Origin of the sequence: Alistipes sp. AM16-43, from assembly GCF_003435745.1 — a bacterium.
Lineage (GTDB): Bacteria > Bacteroidota > Bacteroidia > Bacteroidales > Rikenellaceae > Alistipes > Alistipes onderdonkii.
Genome location: NZ_QTUQ01000001.1, coordinates 433,382 through 453,659 on the forward strand (window position 1 = coordinate 433,382; position 20,278 = coordinate 453,659).

The following is a 20,278-nucleotide window of genomic DNA, read 5'->3' on the forward strand; positions in this document are numbered from 1 at the left end:
CGGTGTTAGCCCCCCCCGTGCTTATGTGCGCGTAATAGTTTGTATATCATATTATTATTTGATTCTGAAAAATCAAAAAATATTTTCTGCCGGCACAACTGCCATAAAGGACGAAATTCAGCGGTTTTTATTGTTGCTATTTAAAACATGTTTAAAATAGTTATATTTGTATTCTGAAAAGTCCCTGTGCATGCTCCGCAAATACGCTCTTACCGTGGTTTTCCTGTTCGTCGTGTGCGGAGCTGCGGCCCAGCTCCCCGACGACGAATACTATCCCTATGGCACGGGTTATGAGCAGCGTACGCCCATCGTGCTTACCGACTCCTCGCTTTTCTACCGGGCAATCCAGACCATGCCCGACCTCTACGGCAGCATTTCGGCCTTCAATCTGCCCTACATCGCGCTCGGCCGCCGCGGGCAGCATTACTCCTCGGAGGCGGCCTCCTTTTCCGGGTTGGGGATTTCGTCCCGCTATTTCGGTTCGCTGCGGCTGCTCGGGGCTCGGGAAGAGCGCCGTGCCGGGATCGCGGCATTGCCCGAGGCCATCGGCGGTGCCGGCGGCGTGCGTACCTTCCGGTTCCCCGGGGCGCTGGCCGAACCCTCCTGCCATGCCTCCGTCAGTTTCACCGACCGCAACTACCTGGCCGGGGCGAAACTTGCCTTTGCGCGGCCTGCGGGCCACGGCTGGGATGTCGCTGCCGCCGTCGAGGCCCGCACGGGGCGCGACATGCACGTCGAAGGCGTCTTCACGAATGCCCTGACGGCGGGATTCCGTGCCGCCAGGCATTTCGGCGAGGGCCATACGCTGGGATTCCTCCTCATTGTCCCGCCGTCGGTGCGGGGCACACGCCTTTCTTCGGTCGAAGAGGCTTTCCGCCTTACGGGCGACAACCTCTACAATCCGGCCTGGGGTTTCCAGGACGGCAAAGTCCGCAATTCGCGCGTGCGGCGCGAGCTCGTGCCGCTGGCCGCCGCTACGTACTGCGTGCGGCTATCGCCCGCGACCTGGCTCGACATGGCTGCCGGGGCCGAATACGGGGTGCGGAAATACAGCGCCCTGGGGTGGTACGACGCCCGTACGCCCATGCCCGACAATTACCGTTACCTGCCCGGCTATACGGGCGACCGGGAAACCGAACTGGCATGGCGGTCGAACGACGCGCGCTATACGCAGGTCTGCTGGGACGAGCTGATCGCCCGCAACCGCATGGCGGGCGGACATGCCGTCTATACGCTCGAAGACCGCGCCGAACGTATCCGCAACCTCGGTTTCGACGCCCTCTTTACGACCGCGCCGGACGAGCGGCTGACACTCCGCTACGGCTTTTCCTACCGCCATGCCCGCACGCGCAGCTACAAACAGATGCGCGACCTGCTGGGGGCGGATCATATCACCGACATCGACCAGTACCTCGTGGACGACGACACCTACGGCAACCTCCTGCAAAACGACCTGCGCCATCCCGGCCGCACCGTCCGCGAGGGCGACCGTTTCGGCTACGACTATGCGCTTTCGACGCGCGAGGCCACCGTCCGCCTGTCGGCCGAGTACCGTTCCGACCGCCTTCGTGCCGACGTCGCCCTCGCGCTGGGCGATGCCGTCGTGCTGCGCCGCGGGTATTATGAGAAAGAGCTCTTCCCCGGGACACAGTCCCTCGGGCGCTCGCGGCGGATGGGGTTTACGCCCTATACGGTCAAGGCACTGGTGGGGTGGGCTTTCTCGCCCCGCAGCTACCTCGAAGCATCGGCTGCAGCCGGGGCTGCGGTGCCCGATGCCGCCGACCTGTTCTACCAGCCGTTGTATAATAACCGTACGGTCGACGACCCCGCTGCCGGGCGTTTCTACGCCGCCGAGCTCAATTTCACCCGTACCGGCGAACGGCTTTCGCTCCGCATTACGGCCTTCGCCGTCGCCACGCTCGACGGCATCCAGTCCCGCCGTTATTACGACGACATGGCGGGTGTTTACAGCGACATGGCCGTTACGGGCATCGGACGCATGGCCTGCGGCGTGGAGGCCGCTGCCGACCTCCGCCTGGCATACCGCTGGAGCCTTTCGCTCGCCGCTTCGGCCGGGCGGTACAAATATATCCGTAACCCGCGCGTCACGGTCATCTCCGACGTCGACAATTCGGCCGTCGACACCCGTGCCGAAAGCCACATGGGCGGTTGTACGCTCGGTGCCGCACCCCAGCTTACGGCTTGCGCCGAACTCTCATATTTCGGCCCCCGGGGATGGGGTTTCCGCGCCTCGGCGGGATATGCGGGGCTGCGTTACGTCGAGCCTGCGCCCCTGCGCCGTACGGCGCGCATCGCGCGGCAGGGCGGCATTACACAGGAGGCGTTCGATGCCTTTACGCACCAGGAGCGTCTCGGAGATGCCTCCACGCTCGACGCCTCGCTTTTCAAATCCTTCTATTTTGGCCGTTCGCGGCTGACCGCTTCGCTCATGCTGCGCAACCTGCTGGGCGATGCCGATACGGTTTACAGCGGTTACGAGTCGCTGCGCGTCCGGCGTATCCGTTCGGGCGACGCCCTCTATTTCGCACCCCACGCCACGCGCTATACCTATGCCTATCCGCGTTCGTTCTACCTTACAGTCTCTTATAAATTTTGATCCGCAAGCGAAAAATCGCCGGATTTTTTTGCTGTTCCGGATAAAATCCGTAAATTAAAAGGCAAAAAAACCTAAAAACTTCAAGCCTTATGATTATCGGTATTCCCAAAGAGATCAAGAACAACGAGAATCGCGTTGCCCTTACCCCCGCAGGCGCCCAGGAGCTCGTCAAGCGGGGCCACACGGTTTATGTGCAGGCTACGGCCGGTGTGAACAGCGGTTTTGCCGACGAGGCCTATACGGCGGTAGGGGCGGAGATCCTTCCCACGATCGGGGATGTCTATGCCCGTGCCGAAATGATCGTCAAGGTCAAGGAGCCCATCGCCCCCGAGTACAAGCTGATCCGCAAAGACCAGCTGGTCTTCACGTTTTTCCATTTCGCCAGCAGCGAACCCCTTACCCGCGCCATGATCGACAGCGGGGCGGTATGCTGTGCCTACGAAACTGTCGAGCGTGCCGACCGTTCGCTGCCGCTGCTGATCCCTATGTCCGAGGTCGCAGGCCGTATGTCCACGCAGGAAGGGCGCTATTTCCTCGAAAAACCCCGCGGCGGCAAAGGCAAGCTGCTGGGCGGCGTACCGGGGGTGAAGCCCGCCAGGGTCTTCGTCATCGGCGCCGGTGTGGTCGGTACGGCCGCGGCGCGTACGGCTGCCGGGACGGGGGCCGACGTGACGATCTGCGACATTTCGCTGCAACGCCTCACCTACCTGGCCGACGTGATGCCCAAGAACGTCAAGACCCTGATGTCTTCGGAATACAATATCCGCGAAGAGCTCAAACATGCCGACCTGGTGATCGGCTCGGTGCTGATCCCCGGCGCCAAGGCCCCGAAGCTCGTTACGCGCGACATGCTCCGGGAGATGGAGCCCGGCTCGGTGATGGTCGACGTGGCCATCGACCAGGGCGGCTGCTTCGAGACCTCGCGTCCCACGACGCACGAAGACCCCGTTTACTATGTCGACGGTATCCTCCATTATTGCGTGGCCAACATTCCCGGCGCCGTGCCCTATTCCTCGACGCTTGCGCTCACCAACGCCACGCTTCCCTACGTCGTCCAGCTCGCCGACAAGGGCTGGCGCCGTGCCTGCAAGGAGAGCCGCGAACTGGAACTGGGGCTCAACATCGTGCAGGGCAAAGTGGTCTACCGGCCCGTCGCCGAGGCCTGGGGGCTTCCCTGCGAGCCGCTGGCGCTGTAACGCCGTCGCCGGCTTTCCTGCCCGCAGCGGGTTCTCTTGCGGAGATACCGACTTGGCGTTTACGCCGAATAAAAAGCGGGTGGTCTGTATTCCACCCGCTTTTTTCGTATATTTGGACGATGATCCGGAAATTGCTGCTCATACTCCGCTTTTATTATTCGGCCATGTTCTTTTTTTGCATGGCCGTGAGCATCGGGTTGGCATGGGTGGTCTCGAACCACGGCCCGACAATCGTCCCGTGGTGCTTGTTGGGCAAGGCGGCGGTCTATCCGCTTTATCTCTATGTCTGGATCGTCCAGCGTTACGGTGACGAGTTTTTCTACTACCGCAACCTCGGCGTGCGGCGCCGCGAACTGCTGGGCGTGAGTTGCGGCGTGGACTTTATCCTGTGTTATGTGTTATTGAAACTGACGGCCGCCTTCCTTTATGAACCCCTCTGAGAAACATATCCTCGAGATCGACTCCGTGGAGTTGTCGTTCGGCGACCGGCGCATCCTTTCGGGAGTGTACCTCGCCGTTGAAACGGGCGGCGTTACGGCAGTGCTCGGCCGCAACGGGTGCGGCAAGAGCTGTCTGATGAAGATACTGTGCGGTTCGCTGCGGGCGGATTTCCGGTCGATGCGCATCGACGGGGTGTGGCATGACCGTTTTCGGGCCGACGAGGTGCGCTACCTCGCGCAGCAAGGATTTATCCCGGGCTGGCTGACCGTCGACCGGGCACTGCGCGATTTTGGGTTGCCGTGGGACGACCTGCTGGCATGGTTCCCGTTGTTCGGCAAACTGTGCGGTACGAAGATCCGTGCCCTGTCGGGCGGCGAGCGGCGTATTCTGGAATCCTACCTGATCCTGCGCAGTCCGACGCAATTCGTCATGCTCGACGAACCTTTTTCGCAGGTCGCCCCGCTGCATGTGTCGACGCTCAAGGAGTTGATCCGGCAGGAAAAATCCTCGAAAGGCATTCTCGTGACCGACCATATGCACCGCCATGTGACGGATATCGCCGACCGCCTCTACGTGCTGGCAGACGGCCAGACCTACCTCACCCGCGGCGAAGAGGATTTGGTGCGCTACGGATACCTCGCACGCCTGTAAATGTTTTTTCCGGGACGGGACTTATCCCGTGATCCATTTTTTGAACTCCGCAGCCCGGTTCTTGCTCAGGAATACGGGCTCGGGCGTCTCGGTATCCATCGAAACCAGCAGGCGGCTGTTCGACCATACGACGATGCTCGTGATGTGCTCCCTGGCGACGACGTATTGTTTGTTGACCCGGCAGAATGCCCGGGGATCCATGTCGTCGCAGATGCTCTCCAGCGTCCTGTTGTAGGCATAGTTGCTGCCATCGGCGAGGTATACCCTCGATGTCTCCTTGGTCGAATAGAAAAAGGCGATTTTCTCCGTCGGGATCGGCAGCAGTTTGTCCTTGTAGGCCACCAGGATGTTCCTGCGGGAATTCGTCCGCTGGCAGGAAATCATTTCATACAACTTCTCGATATCCGGGAGTACCTGCGGCCGGCTGAGCCGCCGGTATTTTTCCAGTGCGCGTTTCACCTCGTCGATGGCGAGCGGTTTGAGCAGATAGTCCACGGCGTTGACCCTGAAGGCATGGATGGCGTACTCGTCGTAGGCGGTCGTGAAGATCACGGGCGCCTCGACGGCCGTCCGCTTGAATATCTCGAAAGCCGAACCGTCGGACAGATGGATGTCCATGAAAATCAGATCCGGGACGGGGTTCTTTTCCAGCCATGCGACGCTTTGCATGACACTCTCCGTCGTGCCTGCTATCCGGATGTCCGGGGCCGATTCCGCGAGGATGCTCCTCAGGTCGTCGAGGGCCCCCATTTCGTCTTCTATGATCAGTACCCTCATCGCGTATGCTTTATGTTCATCTTGACCATCGGCAGGAACACCCGGAACATCCCGTCACCACCCCCCCCCTCGGTTTTCTCGATGCGTATTTCCTTACCCAGCAGCAGCCTGTACCTGTTGCTCAGGTTGGTCAACCCGATGCCGTTCGATTCGGGCGGCGTGAGCTTCGGATAGACCGGATTGGCGATCACCAGTTCGTTATTGTCGTTGAACGAGATCGTGATCCGCATGTGGTGCTCGCTGTCGATGACGTTGTGTTTGACGATATTTTCGAACAGCGGCAGCAGCGAAAGGCTGGGCATGCGCATGTTCAGCGCCTGCTGCGGAATGTCGACCTCGCAGGTGTAGCTTTCGGCGAAGCGTACGTCCATCAGTTGCTTGTACGAATTTATGAAATTCAGTTCCTCGCCCAGGGTCGTCAGCGACGACTCCTTGAAGCGGATGATGTACCGGAATATGCCCGACAGGTTGCCGATGTATTCAAGGCTTTCCTGTTTCTTGTCGCCGCGTACGAGCGACGAGAGGTTGCTCAGTGCGTTGAAAAAGAAGTGGGGGCTTACCTGGTTGGCAATGGCGTTGTACTGGCTGCTGAGGTTCTCTATCCGGAGCATCTCGATCTCTTTTTCATGCCGGCGTTCCTTGTTGATCATCAGTACGATGCTGCCGATCAGCAGGCATATCGTATACGTGATGATCAGATACCCGACTTCGTCGTATCCCAGTGTGAGCCACGGTTTTTCGGACTGCAGCGAGATGACCAGCATGGCCGTGAGGATAACTCCCGCGATGACGAGCGTGCCCAGCAGGCAACGTACCGGGAATGGGAACCGCCTGTTCAGGAATATTTCCAGCAGCAGGATGGTCGCCAGCCACAGGACGCAGAACCAGACGACCGATACGGTCGCCCGTTTCGACCACCAGGTGACCGTTACCAGCGTATTCCAGTATTGGCTCAGTTGGATCAGGAAAGCCGTCATCGGGACGGCCCACCGTGAACGCACAGCCTGTTCGAGATAGCCCATGTGTTTTCGTATGTATGAAGAAGGGGTGACGTTGCAGGCAAAAATAGTAAAAAAATGTCACATTCTGTCATTCCCTTTTATCGCCTTGTTTTTCCCGATTATCGGCCTTGTTCGCCTTTTTGGCGTGGTATGAGAACTTTATGGACGATTCGTAGCGATATTTACAAAAACCGATTCGTTCGTTCATACAGCCTTTTCTGGCAATCTTTTTCGGGCTGTATGGACTTTGAATCAGTAGGTTAATGAACTTTTGCAGCAAATTTTTCTAAACATTTTCAGCTATGAAGAAAAAACTACTTTTCTCAGCTTTTTTTGTGCTCGGGGCTGTTATGGCGGGTTGCTCGGATGACGAAAAACCCGTGGATCCCGTTGCTTTGCCCGCACCCGTCCTGGCGGAAGACGCCGTAACGCAGGTATCGGTCGCCGTGACCTGGGATGCCGTGGAGAACGCCGCGTCCTACGCCTGTACGCTCGACGGTGGCGCCGAGACGACCGTAACACAGCCTTCGGTGCGCTTCGACGGACTGGAGCCCGGTCGCAGCTATACTGTCAAGGTAAAGGCTGTCGCGGGGCAGGAGCAGTACCTGGATTCGGAATTCGCCCAAATCACCCTGACAACCCTGCCGGCCACGCAACTGGCGGCTCCTGTCCTCTCGGCGGGCGACGCCACGGAGAATTCCGCGACGGTCGTGTGGAAAGCCGTTCCCGATGCGGCATCCTATGTATATACGGTCGATGGCGGCGAGGAGCTGACCGTTACGGGGCTGTCGGCAGTCGTGACCGGGCTGGAATCCGGTATGCCGGCTACCGTGCGTGTGAAAGCCGTTTCCGGACAAGTGCAGTTCCTCGACTCCGAATTCGCCGAGCTGACGGTCGCCGCCGCCATGGAACAGAATCCCTTTACGCTTTCGGCTGTCGAGACCGGGATGAACAGCATTTCCGTATCCGTATCTCCCAAAAGCAAGACGCGAACCTACTATTGCGGTTATGCCCTGAAGTCCGACTTCGACAAATACGCTTCGACGGAGGAATTTATCGGGTCGGTGCGCCGCAAGCTCAGCGCTTCGGCCCTGATTGCGGGCGTCAGCTTCGAGGAGTATCTTGCCGCACAACTCGTACAGGGTGACCACCCCTTCGAATTTACCGGGCTGAAACCCGAAACCGACTATGTCGTCTACGCAGTAGGGTGGTACGCCCCGGGCGACCTGCTCACGACCGTCCTCGTATCGGCTCCTGCCACGACCCTTCCCGATGCGTCGGGCGAAGTGACGGTAACGTTCGAGAATGTCGCGTCCGACGGGTTTGATGTCGTCTGTACGCCCGATGCCGCCATCGAGAAATATTACGTCCATGTCACAAAGACCTCTTCGTTGGCTATGGAGGTATTGATGGCCGGGGGACTGGAGGCATTCAAGAAGGAGGTGATGCCCACCAAGGGCGAGTATACCGGGCCGCAGACCATCCGTAAGACCGGACTGGCCGCCGGAACCTCCTATTCGGTCTGCGTGCTGGGGATCAGCAAGAGCGGCTCCGATTTCTGGATCGAGAAGACACAGAAGACCGAAAAGGCCGAATAAAAATCACGTAAGAATTTCAAAACCGATAAATACGAACGACAATGAAAAAGATCAGCAGAATTTTAATGTGTGCTTCCCTGTTGCTGGGTTTTACCGCTTGCAGCGATTCCGATTCCGGTGACGACGGGGATAACGGGAATAACAACGGGACGCAGCTCGCCGCACCCGTCCTCGCCCAAAGTTCGGTCGAGGAGACCGCTTTCACAGTGACGTGGCAGGCCGTCGAGCATGCAAATGTATATGCCTATTCGCTCGATGGCGGCGCTGAAGCGACCACATCCGAAACTTCCGCCCGTTTGAGCGGCCTGAATCCGGGAACGGAGTATACGGTCACCGTCAAGGCGCTCTCCACCGACTCGAAGTATACCGCATCCGACGCAGCCCAGATCAAGGTGACCACGCTCGCAGAGGATACTTCCGGAATGATCCAGTCGGCCGAGTTCGACGCACTCGTCGGTTCATGGGCCGGCAAGCAGACCGTGAAATACGCCACGGGCATCGACCCTGCGGGCGGTTTCTTCTACCAGACCGAGGAGTGGACGTTCGATGTCGATATCATGGCACAGGTCGGCTCGCGGAAATACCGCAAGGAGAACTATCTCATCTGCCTTGGCCTCGGGGACTTCGAGAAAGAGGGCAGTGCCCGAACCTACGAACAGCTGATCGAAGAGGGCTTTACCGTAGCCCGGGCTCTCGAAGGCTTCGGCCCCAAGTGGTTTCTCAAACTCCTGGAGGACGGATCGATCGTCGTCGAAGCTACTACCAAGTTCAATGTCCTGAGCTGGTTCACCACCGATGAGCTTGGCCCGGTCTACCTGCTCGGCGGTGCCGATGACAAGGCTTTCTCCGATTGCGAATGCGAACTTCCCGTCACGGTCGCCGGCGACGAACTGCGTGTGGGGTCGACCGTGATCGCCGAGAAAACCTGGACACCGTCGCTGTTCCAGTGGCATCCCAAGCAGGGCGCTTATGCGCGCTACTGCCTCGGTGTGTCCGACATCGTGCTGACGCGTAAGAAATAAGCCTTCATCCGGCTGCTTCAAGGCCCGTGTCCCCGACACGGGCCTTTTTTGATGCCCGGGCGTTTCCAAATAGATCCGGCATCGCCCCGGCTTGCATTATCTTTAACCTTGTTTTAGACAGGCGGCGCCTTGGCAAAATGCAAGTAAACTTGCTTTTGCTCTCGGCTTGCACTATCTTTGCAACCTAAATAATCAAGGTATGGCAGGTTCGAACTTTGTAGATTACGTGAAGATATTTGCCCGTTCGGGACACGGAGGGGCCGGCTCGGCGCATTTCCGCCGTGAAAAATTCGTGGCTTTCGGCGGCCCCGACGGCGGCGACGGCGGCAAGGGCGGTAGCATCGTCCTGCAGGGCGACAGCCAGTACTGGACGCTTATCCACCTCAAATACCAGCGCCACCAGTTCGCCGAGGACGGGCAGTGCGGCTCGGGAGCCCGCTCGTCGGGCCGGGACGCCCGGGACATCGTCATCCCCGTGCCGCTGGGCACGGTCGCCCGGCGTGTGGTCGAACAGGAGGACGGCACCACGCTCACCGAAGATGTCGGCGAGGTGACGGCCGACGGCGAACAGCTCGTACTGCTCAAAGGCGGCCGGGGCGGCCTCGGAAACTGGCATTTCAAGAGCGCCACGAACCAGACGCCGCGCTATGCGCAGCCGGGCGAGGAGGGCGACGAAGGCACCTTCATCCTCGAACTGAAGGTCTTGGCCGACGTCGGGCTGGTCGGGTTCCCCAATGCGGGCAAGAGCACCTTGCTCTCGGTGGTCTCGGCTGCCAAACCCAAGATCGCCAACTATGCTTTCACCACGCTCGAACCCAACCTGGGCATCGTCGAGGTGCGTGACCACAAGTCGTTCGTCATGGCCGATATTCCGGGTATCATCGAGGGGGCGCACGAGGGCCGCGGCCTGGGCACGCGCTTCCTGCGCCACATCGAGCGCAACTCGGTGCTGCTGTTCATGATCCCGGCCGACAGCGACGACCTCAAACGCGATTATGCGGTTCTGCTGGGCGAGCTTACGCAGTACAACCCCGAACTGCTCGACAAGCAGCGGCTGCTGGCCATCACCAAATGCGACATGCTGGACGACGAACTGATCGAAGAGATGAAATCCCACCTGCCCGAAGGCGTCCCGTCGGTGTTTATCTCGTCGGTTTCGGGGCTGAATATCCCCCGCTTGAAGGACATGCTGTGGGAAGCGCTGCAACCGTAGCGAAATCCACCTCGCGGTTGGCGATGCGGAGCGTGTATTTTCCGTTGAAATAGTCGATTATCCCATATACGGAGCCTGTGCCCTGCGGTACGGGCTCCGTTGCATAGGTGCATGTGCCCGCCGTGCGGACGGTGAATTCCCGTCCCGAGGCATCCGCTATCTGCCGCTCCGTCGTCGCGGGGCGTCCGGTCTCGGGATCGGGGTCGCACCAGTTGCCCTGCTGCACGAACCGCACTCCTTCGAAATGCACGTAGGTGTCGGTATGCCGCATGTCTACCTCCCCGAACGTGAGCGTCCGAGGTCGTAGGGGCCTGGTTTCCGCCTGCTTCTGCCGCAGGTACAGCGCCGCCTCCGCCGGAGGTATCCTCCCCGGCCCGGCATATTCGCCCGTGGGGCGCGTGCCGAGCATTACCTTGCCGCCGTAGTCGCACAGGAACAGCCCGTTGCAATGGATCGTGACCGCCGTGCCGACCGGGTAGTCGACGTAGAGTTCCGTGGCGTCCACGGCTATCGAAATTCCGCCGCTCGTGTCTTCGACGACCAGTGTTTTGTAGAATTCTCCGTAGAGGTCGTTGCCCGTCACCACGCCTTCGACCGTGATGTCCTCCGTGACGGCGGCCTGCTCTCCCGTGCACCGCGATTTGAGCGCAGCGATCGTGACCGTCCCCTGCGGCGTGTCGTCGTCGAATTCCAGCCCCGACGCCTTGTCGCACCCGGCGAGGGCCGTCAGCGCCAGCACGACGGACACGGCCGTTCGGAGTGCCGTGCGGGATATCGCCGGGAGCCGGTTAACGGGTACAATCGTTTTCATCGCGCAGTTTGAGGATGTAACGCCCTTCCCCGGTGGCGTCGTATTGCAGGATTCCCGTGAGCGTACAGCGGCCGACGGGCACCTCGTCGTCCGCAAACCGGGCGTAGCTGCGTACATAGGTGTAGACCGCCGCGCCTGCGTTGTCCGTGAAACGTTTGTATCCGGCCCATGTCCCGGGCGTAAGGTCTTCCGGGGTGTAGCTTAGCGCCCCGATCCGCACCAGCGTGCCGCATCGCTCCGGCGTCAGTTCGCCGGGCGACAGCAGGGTAGGGGCTATGGGTTTCAGGGCTTCCCCGTTGCGGGTCACCGCCGCATCCAGCGCCGCTTTCGACCCTATGTAATCGGTCGCGAACCCGCTTCCTGCGGCGGGCATCCGCCCGGCCTGCAATACCCCGTGGCTTTCGCCCAGCGCCAGGCCCCTGAGCCTGAGCGTGACCTGGCAGCCCTCCGGGAAATCGTTGTGCAGGTGGTCTATGCCCGCCATGACCTCGATCCCCGCTCCGTCCTCTTCGATGCAGAACGTGCGGTAGAAATTCTCGTCGTAATCGCTGGTGGTCACGCGCCCCGATACCACGATGTCCCCCGTGACGGGGAAGGTCGTCCCGGCGAATTTCTCACGCAGCTGCCGGATGGTCGCCGTGACGGGCTCGGGCGTGGCGTCGTCGCCGCGTTCTCCGAACCGGGAGTCGTAACACCCCGCCGCGAACAGGGCCACACAGAGCAGCGCCAACCGTCGCATGGGGTTATTGTTCGATGCGTGAATCCTTCAGGCCGAGGAAATAGAGGATGCCGTCCAGGCCGATGGTCGAGATGGACTGCCGTGCCGTGGCCTTCACCTTGGGTTTGGCATGGAATGCGATGCCCAGGCCCGCGAGGTTGAGCATCGGCAGGTCGTTGGCGCCGTCGCCGACTGCCACCGACTGGGCGATGTTGATCTCCTCGAACTGGCACAGCAGGCGCAGCAGCTCGGCCTTGCGGCGCCCGTCGACCACCTCGCCGACATAGCGCCCCGTGAGCTTGCCCTGCTCGATCTCCAGCTCGTTGGCATATACGTAGTCGAATCCGTATTTCTGGCGCAGGTAGTTGCCGAAATAGGTGAACCCGCCCGAGAGGATCGCCGTTTTATAGCCCACACGCTTGAGGATCGTCATCATGCGCTCCAGCCCTTCGGTGATGGGCAGGTTACGGGCTATCTCCTCCATGACCGAGACGTCGAGCCCCTTGAGTAGGGCCACGCGCTCGGTGAAGCTTTCGCGGAAGTCGATCTCGCCCCGCATGGCGCGCGCCGTGATCTCGCGCACCGCATCGCCCACGCCGGCACGCTCGGCCAGTTCGTCGATCACCTCGGTCTCGATCAGCGTCGAATCCATGTCGAAGCAGATCAGGCGGCGGCTGCGGCGGTAGATGTCGTCTTTCTGGAACGAAACGTCGAGCCCGATCTCCGACAGATTCATGAACCCCTCCTGCATCGTGCTGCGCTCCTCGTCGGTGAGCGACCCGCGCACCGAAAGTTCGATGCACGACTTCGCGGCACGGTCGTCCTCGCGCAGCGGGATGCGGCCCGTCAGGCGCTTTATGGCGTCGATATTCAGCCCGTGCTGTGCCACCACGCGTGTCACTTCGGCGATATGGCGTGCCGTGACCGTACGTCCCAGGAGGGTGATGATATAGCGGTTCTTGCCCTGCCGGCCGACCCAGTCGTCGTAGTTCTGTTCCGAAATGGGAGTGAAACGGATCATCACTCCCAGCTCCGATGCCTTGAACAACAGCTCCTTCATGATGTTGCCCGATTTGTCCGACGTAGTCCGGAACAGAATGCCCAGCGTCAGCGACTGGTGGATGTTGGCCTGGCCGATGTCGAGGATGAAGGCGTCGTAGCGTGCGAGTATTTCGGTGAGCGAAGAGGTCATGCCCGGCTTGTCTTCGCCGGATATATTTATCTGGATGATTTCGACGTTGTTTTGCATCTTGTAGCGTTTTTCCTTTTTTCTTTTCCGTAAATTCGTAGACAAAGTTAGTAAACTTCTCTTTTTTTTGGTTATTTTTGCAGACAAACTTTATTTCTGGTATATGTGGCCTCTTTTTTTAGGAACCGATACGCCCGCGCCGCTGATGCTGCCCGACAGTGTGCAGAAAGCCAATTTTGCGGAAACCGTCCATAAAATTGCGAACCTCGATTTCGAGACCGTATTGCAAAACCTCCTGTCCGAGTCGGTCTGGATACTGCTGAAAATCCTCCTCGCGCTGGCGATCTATTTCGTCGGCCGCTGGATCCTGCGGCGCATCGTCAGGCTGCTCGACCTGGCGCTGGAACACCGCCGTGTCGATATTTCGCTGCGGTCGTTCATGCGTAACACCGTGCGCGTGATCTTCACGCTGCTGCTGGTGCTGATCGTCGTCTCGACGCTGGGCGTCAACGTCACGTCGCTCATCGCCGTCTTCTCCGCCGCCACGCTGGCCATCGGTATGGCCCTGAGCGGTACGGCCCAGAACTTCGCGGGCGGCGTGATGATCCTGCTCATGAAACCTTACCGTGTCGGCGACTACATCTCGGCACAGGGGCAGTCGGGCACCGTGCGCGAGATCAAGCTCTTCTCGACGGTCATCACTACGGCCGACAACCAGACAATTTACATTCCGAACAACTCGATCGCCACGGCCATCATCGACAATTATTCCACGTCCGATACCCGCCGTGTGGACTGGACGATCGGCATTTCGTACGGCGACGACGTGGATACGGCGCGTGCGGCGATCCTCGCCATCCTTGCCGCCGATAACCGCGTGCTGGGCGACCCTGCGCCCGTGGTGTGGGTCGCGGCCCTTGCCGACAGCTCGGTCAACCTCTCTGCGCGAGCCTGGGTGAAGAACGCCGATTACTGGAACGTGTTCTTCGAAAACAACGAGATATTCTACAAACAGCTGCCCGAAAAGGGGATCAATTTCCCTTTCCCGCAGATGGATGTGCATGTGAAAAACAATTAATCTGCCTATAAAATGAAAAAACTGCTTATCATGGCCGTGGCGGCATGCTGCCTGGCGGCTTGCAACAAGGAACTCGGCCCCGAGTATAAGGTCGCGCCCGTGATTTCGGGAGTCACTTTCAGCCCGCAGGAAGTCCATGCCGGTGAAAATGTCCATGTTTCGGCAACGGTTACGAGCGAATACGGGTTTACCGGCATCAGTATTCTTTACAGCCTCAACGAGGATCCGGAAACGACTGAAGAGCCGAAAGACCAGGTGTGGTTCGGTTCCGAGAAAGACAAGTCGAAAAACTACAAGGCGACGATCGAGGGGCAGAAGGCCGGCACGAAAGTGACCTTCCAGATACTTGCCGTCTCTGCGTACAGCGTGTATACGTTCTCCGAGGTGTACGAGTATACCGTGCAGGAAGAGACCGACCCGGAGCCGATGCCCAACCCCGAAGCGAATTAATTTACCACACTATAATTTAATATGGAATTGAAAGAAATTCTGGCCATTTCGGGCCAGCCCGGACTTTATAAGTATGTAGCGCAGTCCACGCACGGCGTGATCGTCGAATCGTTGCTCGACGGCAGGCGGATGAACGCTTCGGCGACGTCGAAAGTAAGTTCGCTGACCGAGATCTCGATGTTCACAGAGGGAGACGACATTCCCCTGGCCGATGTGTTCACCAAGATCTATGCCCATACGGGCGGCCGCGAGGCCGTCAGCCCCAAGGAGGCCCCCGAAAAACTGAAAGCTTGTTTCGCCGAGGTGCTTCCCGACTATGACCGCGACCGGGTACACGTTTCCGACATAAAGAAGTGCTTTGCATGGTACAACATTCTCGTGAAAGCCGGGTTTACCGAATTCAAGCTTCCGGCCGAAACCGAATAACCCCTGAGTCCCGCCCGAGCGGGGCTTTTTTGTTGTGTCGTATCCCGATTAAATTCGTATGTTTTTATCCGTAATCCCCGTGTTTGTATTATCTTTGTTCAACGGATAAAAATATCGCTATGGCTAAAATGACGAAAGTGCTGGCACTGGTTGCCCACGACAATATGAAACGCGACCTGGCCGAATGGGTCGACTGGAACAGCAGGAACCTGAGCCGCCATCATCTCGTTTGTACGGGTACGACCGGCAAGATGGTCGAAAAGACACTGCGGGATCACCGCGAGGAAGACGAATCCGCGGATGGGATCCGGGAATTGCCCGACCTGAAAATCACGCTGCTCAAATCCGGCCCGCTGGGCGGTGACCAGCAGTTGGGGTCGCTGATCGCCGACGGCAAGATCAACGCCCTTATCTTCTTCTGGGATCCCATGTCGGCGCAGCCGCACGACGTCGACGTCAAGGCGTTGTTGCGCCTGGCGACGCTCTACAATGTCCCGACGGCGATCAACCGTTCGTCGGCCGATTTCCTGATCTCGTCGCCGCTCTTCGAGGACGAGGATTACGAGCCCGTCGTAAAGGACTACAAAGCCTATGTCGAGCGTGTGCTGAAGTAATGGTTGCGCTATGAGCATGTAAATGCCTGATCCCGTTTGGGATCAGGCGTATTTTTTTGCTGTTTCGCACAGAGCGGGCAAAACCCCGTTCCATCTCCGTCTCGGCCACCGACCGGAATCGGCCTTCGTGTGAACCCGATCGATTACAGGTCGTGCGACAGCGGTGCGGGCACTGTGCCGCTCACGTCGAAATCGCCCCAGCGCTCGGCGATCGAGTCGAGCGTGGCGAACAGTTCGGGGATGTCGAGCAGCGTGACCAGCTTCAGGCGCGTAGGCTTGAAATCGGGCAGCCCCTTGAAATAGTTGGACAGGTGGCGGCGCATTTCGAGGATGCCTACGTATTCACCTTTGATTTCCAACGATTTTCGCAGGTGCTCCTTGGCGATCTCCACCCGCTCGCAGACCGATGGCTGGGGCAGCACTTCGCCCGTGGCAAGGTAGTGTTTCACCTCGCGGAATATCCACGGGCGCCCGTAGGTCGCGCGGCCGATCATCACGCCGTCCACGCCGTAGCGGTCGAACATTTCGGCCGCTTTCGGCCCCGAATCCACATCGCCGTTGCCGATGATCGGGATTTGTATCTGCGGATTGTTCTTCACCTTGCCGATCAGCGTCCAGTCGGCTTCGCCGCGGTACATCTGGGCCCGAGTGCGGCCGTGTATCGTGAGCGCCGCGATGCCGACGTCCTGCAGGCGCAGGGCTATCTCCTCGATGTTCTTCGACTCGTCGTCCCAGCCCAGGCGGGTTTTCACGGTCACGGGTTTGCCGACCGCCTCCACGATCCGCCGCGTCATTTCGACCATCAGCGGCACGTCGCGCATCATGCCCGACCCGGCGCCCCGCCCCGCGATCTTCTTCACGGGGCAGCCGAAGTTGATGTCGATGATGTCCGGGCCGGCCGCTTCGGCCATGCGCGCCGCCTCGACCATCGGTTCGACCAGATGGCCGTAGAGCTGGATGCCCACCGGACGCTCCGCGTCGTCGATTTCGAGCTTTTTGAGCGACTTGGCCGCGTCGCGTATCAGCCCGTCGGAGGAGATGAATTCCGTGTAGACCACGTCGGCGCCGAAACGCTTGCACATGTAGCGGAACGACGGGTCGGTCACGTCCTCCATCGGCGCCAGCAGCAGGGGTTTTTCCCCGAGTTCTATGTCGGCAATTTTCATGATTCGCCCGCTTGGTCGTGTGTTACGAGTATTTTGTCGATGCGGACGCCGTCCATGTCAACGATCTCGAGGTCGAAACTGTTCCAGCGGAGCTTCTCCCCCGTGGCGGGAATGTGTTTCAGCTGGTCGAGAACCAGTCCGCTGATCGTATTGTAGGCATTGCGGGGAATGGCGTTCTCCTCGCCGAAAAAGGCCAGGAAATCGTAAAACGGACACTGCCCGTCGATGAGTACGCTGCCGTCCTCGCGCCGTACGATGTCGGGTTCCTCGTAGCTGTCGGGGATCTCGCCGACCAGCGCCTCGAAGATGTCCTTCAGGGTGACGATGCCGCGCGTTACGCCGAACTCGTCGCACACGATGCCGTAGCCGAGCTGCTCGCTGCGGAGCTGCTCCAGCGCGCTGTACACCTCGAATCCCTCGTGGAAGAACTTGGCGGGAGAAAGGTGGTTGCGGATGTCGAACCCGGGTTCGTCGATATGCCGGAACAGGTCTTTCAGGTAGACGACGCCTGCGAGCTTGTCGAGGCTCCCTTCGCCGACGGGATAGCGGTTGTGGGGCTCCCGGTTGACCTGTTCGCGGATCTGTTCCGGCGTCATCGCGGTGTCGATCCATACCAGTTCGCTGCGGAAGGTCATGATCGACTCGACCGTCCTGTCGCCCAGCGAAAATACGCGGCCCATGATCTTCTGCTCGACCTCCTGCACTTCGCCGTCCTCCGCGCCTTCCTGGATGATGGAGCGTATTTCCTCCTCGGTGACCTTCGAATCCGATTTGCGGAGCCCCAGCAGGCGGGTCACGCCTGCGGTGCTGCGCGACAGGAGCCATACGAACGGCGAGGCCAGCTGCGAGAGCAGGCGCATGGGCCGGGCCACCAGTTTGGCGATCTTCTCCGCCGAGTTCATGCCGATGCGTTTGGGCACGAGCTCCCCGAATATGAGGGTCAGATAGGTGACGAAGATGACGATTGTGATCTGCGCCACGACCGTGGCCGTACGCAGGGAAATGCCGAGTGCGGCGAGCTCCCGGCCGAATTTCGAGGCCAGCGCATCGCCCGAGTAGATACCCGTGAGGATGCCTATCAGCGTGATGCCGATCTGGATGGTCGAAAGGAATTTGTCCGGGTCGTCGATAAGCTTCTGCGCCTGCCGCGCCCCGGCGTCGCCCTGCCGCGCCTGCATCTCCAGATTGGAGCGGCGCGCGGAGATCATGGCGATCTCCGACATGGCGAAGAAGCCGTTCAGGATGATTAATAATAGAATGATGAGGAACTCCATTGGGGTGTCCGGTTTGTTTGTCTGCAAAGATAATGCATGGCGTGTGTAATGCCAAATTTATTTGTGCGCCCGCCGGTGCCGGGGCAGGGTATTGCACCCTGTCCGAATAATATGGGGCCGGGGATTGAATATTCCCTGAAAAAATACTAAATTTGCGGACAAATTCTTTCACGATATGAATATTGAGAACTTTATTTCGGATGCCGTCCGCCGCTCGGTGGAGGCGCTTTACGGTACGCTCGACGGCGAACAGTTGCAGATTCAGAAGACCCGCAAGGAATTCGAGGGCGATTATACGCTCGTGACCTTCCCGCTGCTGCGACGAAGCCGCAAGTCGCCCGAAGCCACTGCGACCGAGATCGGCGGGTATATGATGGCCAACGTCCCCGAAATCAAGTCTTTCAATGTCATCAAGGGTTTTCTGAACCTCGTGCTCGACGGCGCTTTCTGGGCGGCGCGTTTTGACGAGGTCGCTGCCGATGCCGATTTCGGGCAGGCCCCGGCCACCGGGCGCACGGTCATGATCGAATATTCGTCGCCCAATACCAACAAACCCCTGCACCTGGGGCATATCCGCAACAACCTGCTGGGCTACTCCGTGGCGCAAATACTCAAGGCCAACGGACATAACGTCATCAAGGCCAACCTGGTGAACGACCGCGGCATCCATATCTGCAAGTCGATGCTGGCGTGGAAGCTCTACGGCAACGGTGAAACGCCCGCCACGTCGGGCATGAAGGGCGACCACCTCGTAGGCAAATACTACGTCGAATTCGACAAGCACTACAAAGCGCAAATCAAGGAGTTGATGGCGCAGGGGCAGAGTGAAGAGGAGGCGAAAAAGAACGCTCCCGTGATGCTCGAGGCGCAGGAGATGCTGCGCAAGTGGGAGGCCCGCGATCCCGAGGTCTACTCGCTCTGGGAAACCATGAACGGCTGGGTGTATGAGGGCTTCGACGTGACCTACAAGGCGCTGGGCGTCGATTTCGACAAGGTTTACTACGAATCGCAGACTTACCTGCTGGGCAAGAGCCTCGTCGAGGAGGGGCTCCGCAAGGGCGTCTTTTACCGCCGTCCCGACAATTCGGTCTGGATCGACCTCACGGCCGACGGGCTGGACGAGAAACTGCTGCTGCGCGGCGACGGGACTTCGGTCTACATGACGCAGGATCTGGGCACGGCCTACCGCCGCTTCGAGGATAACAAACTCGACGACATGATCTATGTCGTGGGCAACGAACAGAACTACCACTTCCAGGTGCTCAAGCTGGTGCTCAAGAAACTGGGGTATGCCGATTGGAGCGACCATATCACGCACCTCTCCTACGGCATGGTGGAGCTGCCAGAGGGCAAGATGAAGTCGCGCGAGGGCACGGTGGTCGATGCCGACGACCTGATCGCCGATATGGTCGCTACCGCACGCGAGATGTCCGCCGAGCTGGGCAAGCTGGACGGCTGCTCCGAAGAAGAAGCCAATGCCGTGTCGACGATGGTCGGGCTGGGGGCGCTCAAGTATTTCATCCTCAAGGTCGACCCCAGGAAAACTATGCTTTTCGACCCGCGCGAATCCATCGACTTCAACGGCAATACGGGGCCGTTCATCCAATATACCCATGCGCGTATCTGCTCAATCCTGCGCAAGGCTACCGAAGCCGGGATCGACTTTTCCGCCGCCGTGCAGGCCGATTACCTGCCCGAGGAGATCGACCTGGTGAAGACGCTCACGGAATATCCGTCGGTCGTGGCCGCCGCGGGCGAAAATTTCGCCCCCTCGGTTATCGGCGCCTATGTCTACGAGCTGGCCAAGCAGTTCAACGGATACTACCATGACCATTCGATCCTCCGGGAAGAGGATGCAGCGACCCGCACGATGCGTCTCCGGCTGGCCGGGCAGGTGGCGCGTGTCATCCGCCGCGGCATGAACTTGCTCGGCATCGACGTCCCGGAGCGGATGTAACCCGTTGCCGGGCTGCGAAAGCTGAGATATGATTTCGAAAAGGGCAGCTCCCCGCGGGAGCTGCCCCTCCTGTATCGTC

The 20,278-nt window shown here is 59.5% G+C and carries 19 protein-coding genes; 12 read left to right on the forward strand and 7 right to left on the reverse strand.

Annotated features, from left to right (window positions below):
• Positions 1-190 precede the first annotated feature (190 nt).
• From DW189_RS01770 to DW189_RS01785, 4 genes are all read left to right on the forward strand, one after another.
• Positions 191-2,617: a TonB-dependent receptor gene (locus DW189_RS01770; RefSeq protein WP_174760527.1), complete on the forward strand. Its 2,427-nt coding sequence runs from the start codon at positions 191-193 to the stop codon at positions 2,615-2,617.
• Between the two features lie 89 nt (positions 2,618-2,706).
• Positions 2,707-3,813 (forward strand): alanine dehydrogenase, encoded by a 1,107-nt coding sequence (ald, locus tag DW189_RS01775; protein ID WP_117506661.1) that lies wholly within the window; start codon positions 2,707-2,709, stop codon positions 3,811-3,813.
• A gap of 119 nt (positions 3,814-3,932) precedes the next feature.
• Positions 3,933-4,253 (forward strand): hypothetical protein, encoded by a 321-nt coding sequence (locus tag DW189_RS01780; RefSeq protein WP_117506662.1) that lies wholly within the window; start codon positions 3,933-3,935, stop codon positions 4,251-4,253.
• Positions 4,240-4,905 carry an ATP-binding cassette domain-containing protein gene (locus DW189_RS01785; RefSeq protein WP_117506663.1) on the forward strand — a complete coding sequence of 222 codons (666 nt, stop codon included), beginning with the start codon at positions 4,240-4,242 and terminating at the stop codon, positions 4,903-4,905. The genes DW189_RS01780 and DW189_RS01785 overlap by 14 nt, the downstream gene beginning before the upstream one ends.
• Positions 4,906-4,926: 21 nt before the next feature.
• Here the strand turns inward: DW189_RS01785 and DW189_RS01790 are convergent, their stop codons facing one another.
• Positions 4,927-5,682 carry a LytR/AlgR family response regulator transcription factor gene (locus tag DW189_RS01790; RefSeq protein ID WP_117506664.1) on the reverse strand — a complete coding sequence of 252 codons (756 nt, stop codon included), beginning with the start codon at positions 5,680-5,682 and terminating at the stop codon, positions 4,927-4,929.
• The gene (locus DW189_RS01795; protein ID WP_117506665.1) at positions 5,679-6,704 is read right to left on the reverse strand and encodes a sensor histidine kinase; all 1,026 of its coding nucleotides are present in this window, start codon (positions 6,702-6,704) and stop codon (positions 5,679-5,681) included. Before DW189_RS01795 ends, DW189_RS01790 begins: the two co-directional genes overlap by 4 nt.
• A gap of 281 nt (positions 6,705-6,985) precedes the next feature.
• On the opposite strand from DW189_RS01795, the gene DW189_RS01805 reads away from it, so the two are divergent.
• From DW189_RS01805 to obgE, 3 genes are all read left to right on the forward strand, one after another.
• Complete coding sequence (locus DW189_RS01805) at positions 6,986-8,281, forward strand: fibronectin type III domain-containing protein (protein ID WP_141417509.1); 1,296 nt, start codon at positions 6,986-6,988, stop codon at positions 8,279-8,281.
• 41 nt (positions 8,282-8,322) lie between these two features.
• A complete protein-coding gene (locus tag DW189_RS01810; RefSeq protein WP_117506667.1) occupies positions 8,323-9,303 on the forward strand; it encodes a fibronectin type III domain-containing protein in 981 nt (326 codons plus the stop codon).
• A 199-nt stretch (positions 9,304-9,502) separates the two neighbouring features.
• Positions 9,503-10,516 (forward strand): GTPase ObgE, encoded by a 1,014-nt coding sequence (obgE, locus tag DW189_RS01815; protein WP_117506668.1) that lies wholly within the window; start codon positions 9,503-9,505, stop codon positions 10,514-10,516.
• Here the strand turns inward: obgE and DW189_RS01820 are convergent.
• Genes DW189_RS01820 through serB form a run of 3 tightly spaced genes read right to left on the reverse strand, consistent with a single transcriptional unit; the run spans position 10,446 to position 13,294 of the window.
• Positions 10,446-11,327, reverse strand: coding sequence for a DUF5689 domain-containing protein (locus tag DW189_RS01820; RefSeq protein ID WP_117506669.1), 882 nt, complete (start codon positions 11,325-11,327; stop codon positions 10,446-10,448). The two genes, obgE and DW189_RS01820, sit on opposite strands and share 71 nt — an antisense overlap.
• Entirely contained in the window at positions 11,305-12,066 is a 762-nt protein-coding gene (locus DW189_RS01825; protein WP_117506670.1) for a DUF5689 domain-containing protein, read from the reverse strand. Before DW189_RS01825 ends, DW189_RS01820 begins: the two co-directional genes overlap by 23 nt.
• A gap of 4 nt (positions 12,067-12,070) precedes the next feature.
• Positions 12,071-13,294, reverse strand: a complete 1,224-nt coding sequence (gene serB, locus DW189_RS01830; protein WP_117506671.1) for a phosphoserine phosphatase SerB — start codon at positions 13,292-13,294, stop codon at positions 12,071-12,073.
• Between the two features lie 103 nt (positions 13,295-13,397).
• On the opposite strand from serB, the gene DW189_RS01835 reads away from it, so the two are divergent.
• From DW189_RS01835 to DW189_RS01850, 4 genes are all read left to right on the forward strand, one after another.
• Positions 13,398-14,312 (forward strand): mechanosensitive ion channel family protein, encoded by a 915-nt coding sequence (locus DW189_RS01835; RefSeq protein ID WP_117506856.1) that lies wholly within the window; start codon positions 13,398-13,400, stop codon positions 14,310-14,312.
• Positions 14,313-14,324: 12 nt separating this feature from the next.
• Positions 14,325-14,762: a hypothetical protein gene (locus DW189_RS01840; RefSeq protein WP_117506672.1), complete on the forward strand. Its 438-nt coding sequence runs from the start codon at positions 14,325-14,327 to the stop codon at positions 14,760-14,762.
• A 21-nt stretch (positions 14,763-14,783) separates the two neighbouring features.
• Entirely contained in the window at positions 14,784-15,188 is a 405-nt protein-coding gene (locus DW189_RS01845; RefSeq protein ID WP_022331879.1) for a DUF5606 domain-containing protein, read from the forward strand.
• Positions 15,189-15,307: 119 nt separating this feature from the next.
• Positions 15,308-15,802 (forward strand): methylglyoxal synthase, encoded by a 495-nt coding sequence (locus tag DW189_RS01850; protein WP_026318616.1) that lies wholly within the window; start codon positions 15,308-15,310, stop codon positions 15,800-15,802.
• A 143-nt stretch (positions 15,803-15,945) separates the two neighbouring features.
• Here the strand turns inward: DW189_RS01850 and dusB are convergent, their stop codons facing one another.
• Both dusB and DW189_RS01860 read right to left on the reverse strand, forming a co-directional pair.
• Positions 15,946-16,968, reverse strand: a complete 1,023-nt coding sequence (dusB, locus tag DW189_RS01855) for a tRNA dihydrouridine synthase DusB (protein WP_018697161.1) — start codon at positions 16,966-16,968, stop codon at positions 15,946-15,948.
• Positions 16,965-18,242 (reverse strand): hemolysin family protein, encoded by a 1,278-nt coding sequence (locus DW189_RS01860; RefSeq protein WP_117506673.1) that lies wholly within the window; start codon positions 18,240-18,242, stop codon positions 16,965-16,967. Before DW189_RS01860 ends, dusB begins: the two co-directional genes overlap by 4 nt.
• A 175-nt stretch (positions 18,243-18,417) precedes the next feature.
• Here DW189_RS01860 and argS point away from each other — a divergent pair, with 175 nt between their 5' ends.
• Positions 18,418-20,199 (forward strand): arginine--tRNA ligase, encoded by a 1,782-nt coding sequence (argS, locus tag DW189_RS01865; protein WP_117506674.1) that lies wholly within the window; start codon positions 18,418-18,420, stop codon positions 20,197-20,199.
• The last annotated feature ends 79 nt before the right edge of the window (positions 20,200-20,278 follow it).

Coding starts and splice junctions, on each gene's coding strand:
- DW189_RS01860 (WP_117506673.1), bottom strand. CDS start 18,242: ATGGAGTTCCTCATCATTCTATTATTAATCATCCTGAACGGCTTCTTC.
- DW189_RS01805 (WP_141417509.1), top strand. CDS start 6,986: ATGAAGAAAAAACTACTTTTCTCAGCTTTTTTTGTGCTCGGGGCTGTT.
- obgE (WP_117506668.1), top strand. CDS start 9,503: ATGGCAGGTTCGAACTTTGTAGATTACGTGAAGATATTTGCCCGTTCG.
- DW189_RS01795 (WP_117506665.1), bottom strand. CDS start 6,704: ATGGGCTATCTCGAACAGGCTGTGCGTTCACGGTGGGCCGTCCCGATG.
- ald (WP_117506661.1), top strand. CDS start 2,707: ATGATTATCGGTATTCCCAAAGAGATCAAGAACAACGAGAATCGCGTT.
- DW189_RS01850 (WP_026318616.1), top strand. CDS start 15,308: ATGGCTAAAATGACGAAAGTGCTGGCACTGGTTGCCCACGACAATATG.
- dusB (WP_018697161.1), bottom strand. CDS start 16,968: ATGAAAATTGCCGACATAGAACTCGGGGAAAAACCCCTGCTGCTGGCG.
- DW189_RS01780 (WP_117506662.1), top strand. CDS start 3,933: ATGATCCGGAAATTGCTGCTCATACTCCGCTTTTATTATTCGGCCATG.
- DW189_RS01825 (WP_117506670.1), bottom strand. CDS start 12,066: ATGCGACGGTTGGCGCTGCTCTGTGTGGCCCTGTTCGCGGCGGGGTGT.
- DW189_RS01790 (WP_117506664.1), bottom strand. CDS start 5,682: ATGAGGGTACTGATCATAGAAGACGAAATGGGGGCCCTCGACGACCTG.
- DW189_RS01845 (WP_022331879.1), top strand. CDS start 14,784: ATGGAATTGAAAGAAATTCTGGCCATTTCGGGCCAGCCCGGACTTTAT.
- DW189_RS01770 (WP_174760527.1), top strand. CDS start 191: ATGCTCCGCAAATACGCTCTTACCGTGGTTTTCCTGTTCGTCGTGTGC.
- serB (WP_117506671.1), bottom strand. CDS start 13,294: ATGCAAAACAACGTCGAAATCATCCAGATAAATATATCCGGCGAAGAC.
- DW189_RS01835 (WP_117506856.1), top strand. CDS start 13,398: ATGTGGCCTCTTTTTTTAGGAACCGATACGCCCGCGCCGCTGATGCTG.
- argS (WP_117506674.1), top strand. CDS start 18,418: ATGAATATTGAGAACTTTATTTCGGATGCCGTCCGCCGCTCGGTGGAG.
- DW189_RS01785 (WP_117506663.1), top strand. CDS start 4,240: ATGAACCCCTCTGAGAAACATATCCTCGAGATCGACTCCGTGGAGTTG.
- DW189_RS01810 (WP_117506667.1), top strand. CDS start 8,323: ATGAAAAAGATCAGCAGAATTTTAATGTGTGCTTCCCTGTTGCTGGGT.
- DW189_RS01820 (WP_117506669.1), bottom strand. CDS start 11,327: ATGAAAACGATTGTACCCGTTAACCGGCTCCCGGCGATATCCCGCACG.
- DW189_RS01840 (WP_117506672.1), top strand. CDS start 14,325: ATGAAAAAACTGCTTATCATGGCCGTGGCGGCATGCTGCCTGGCGGCT.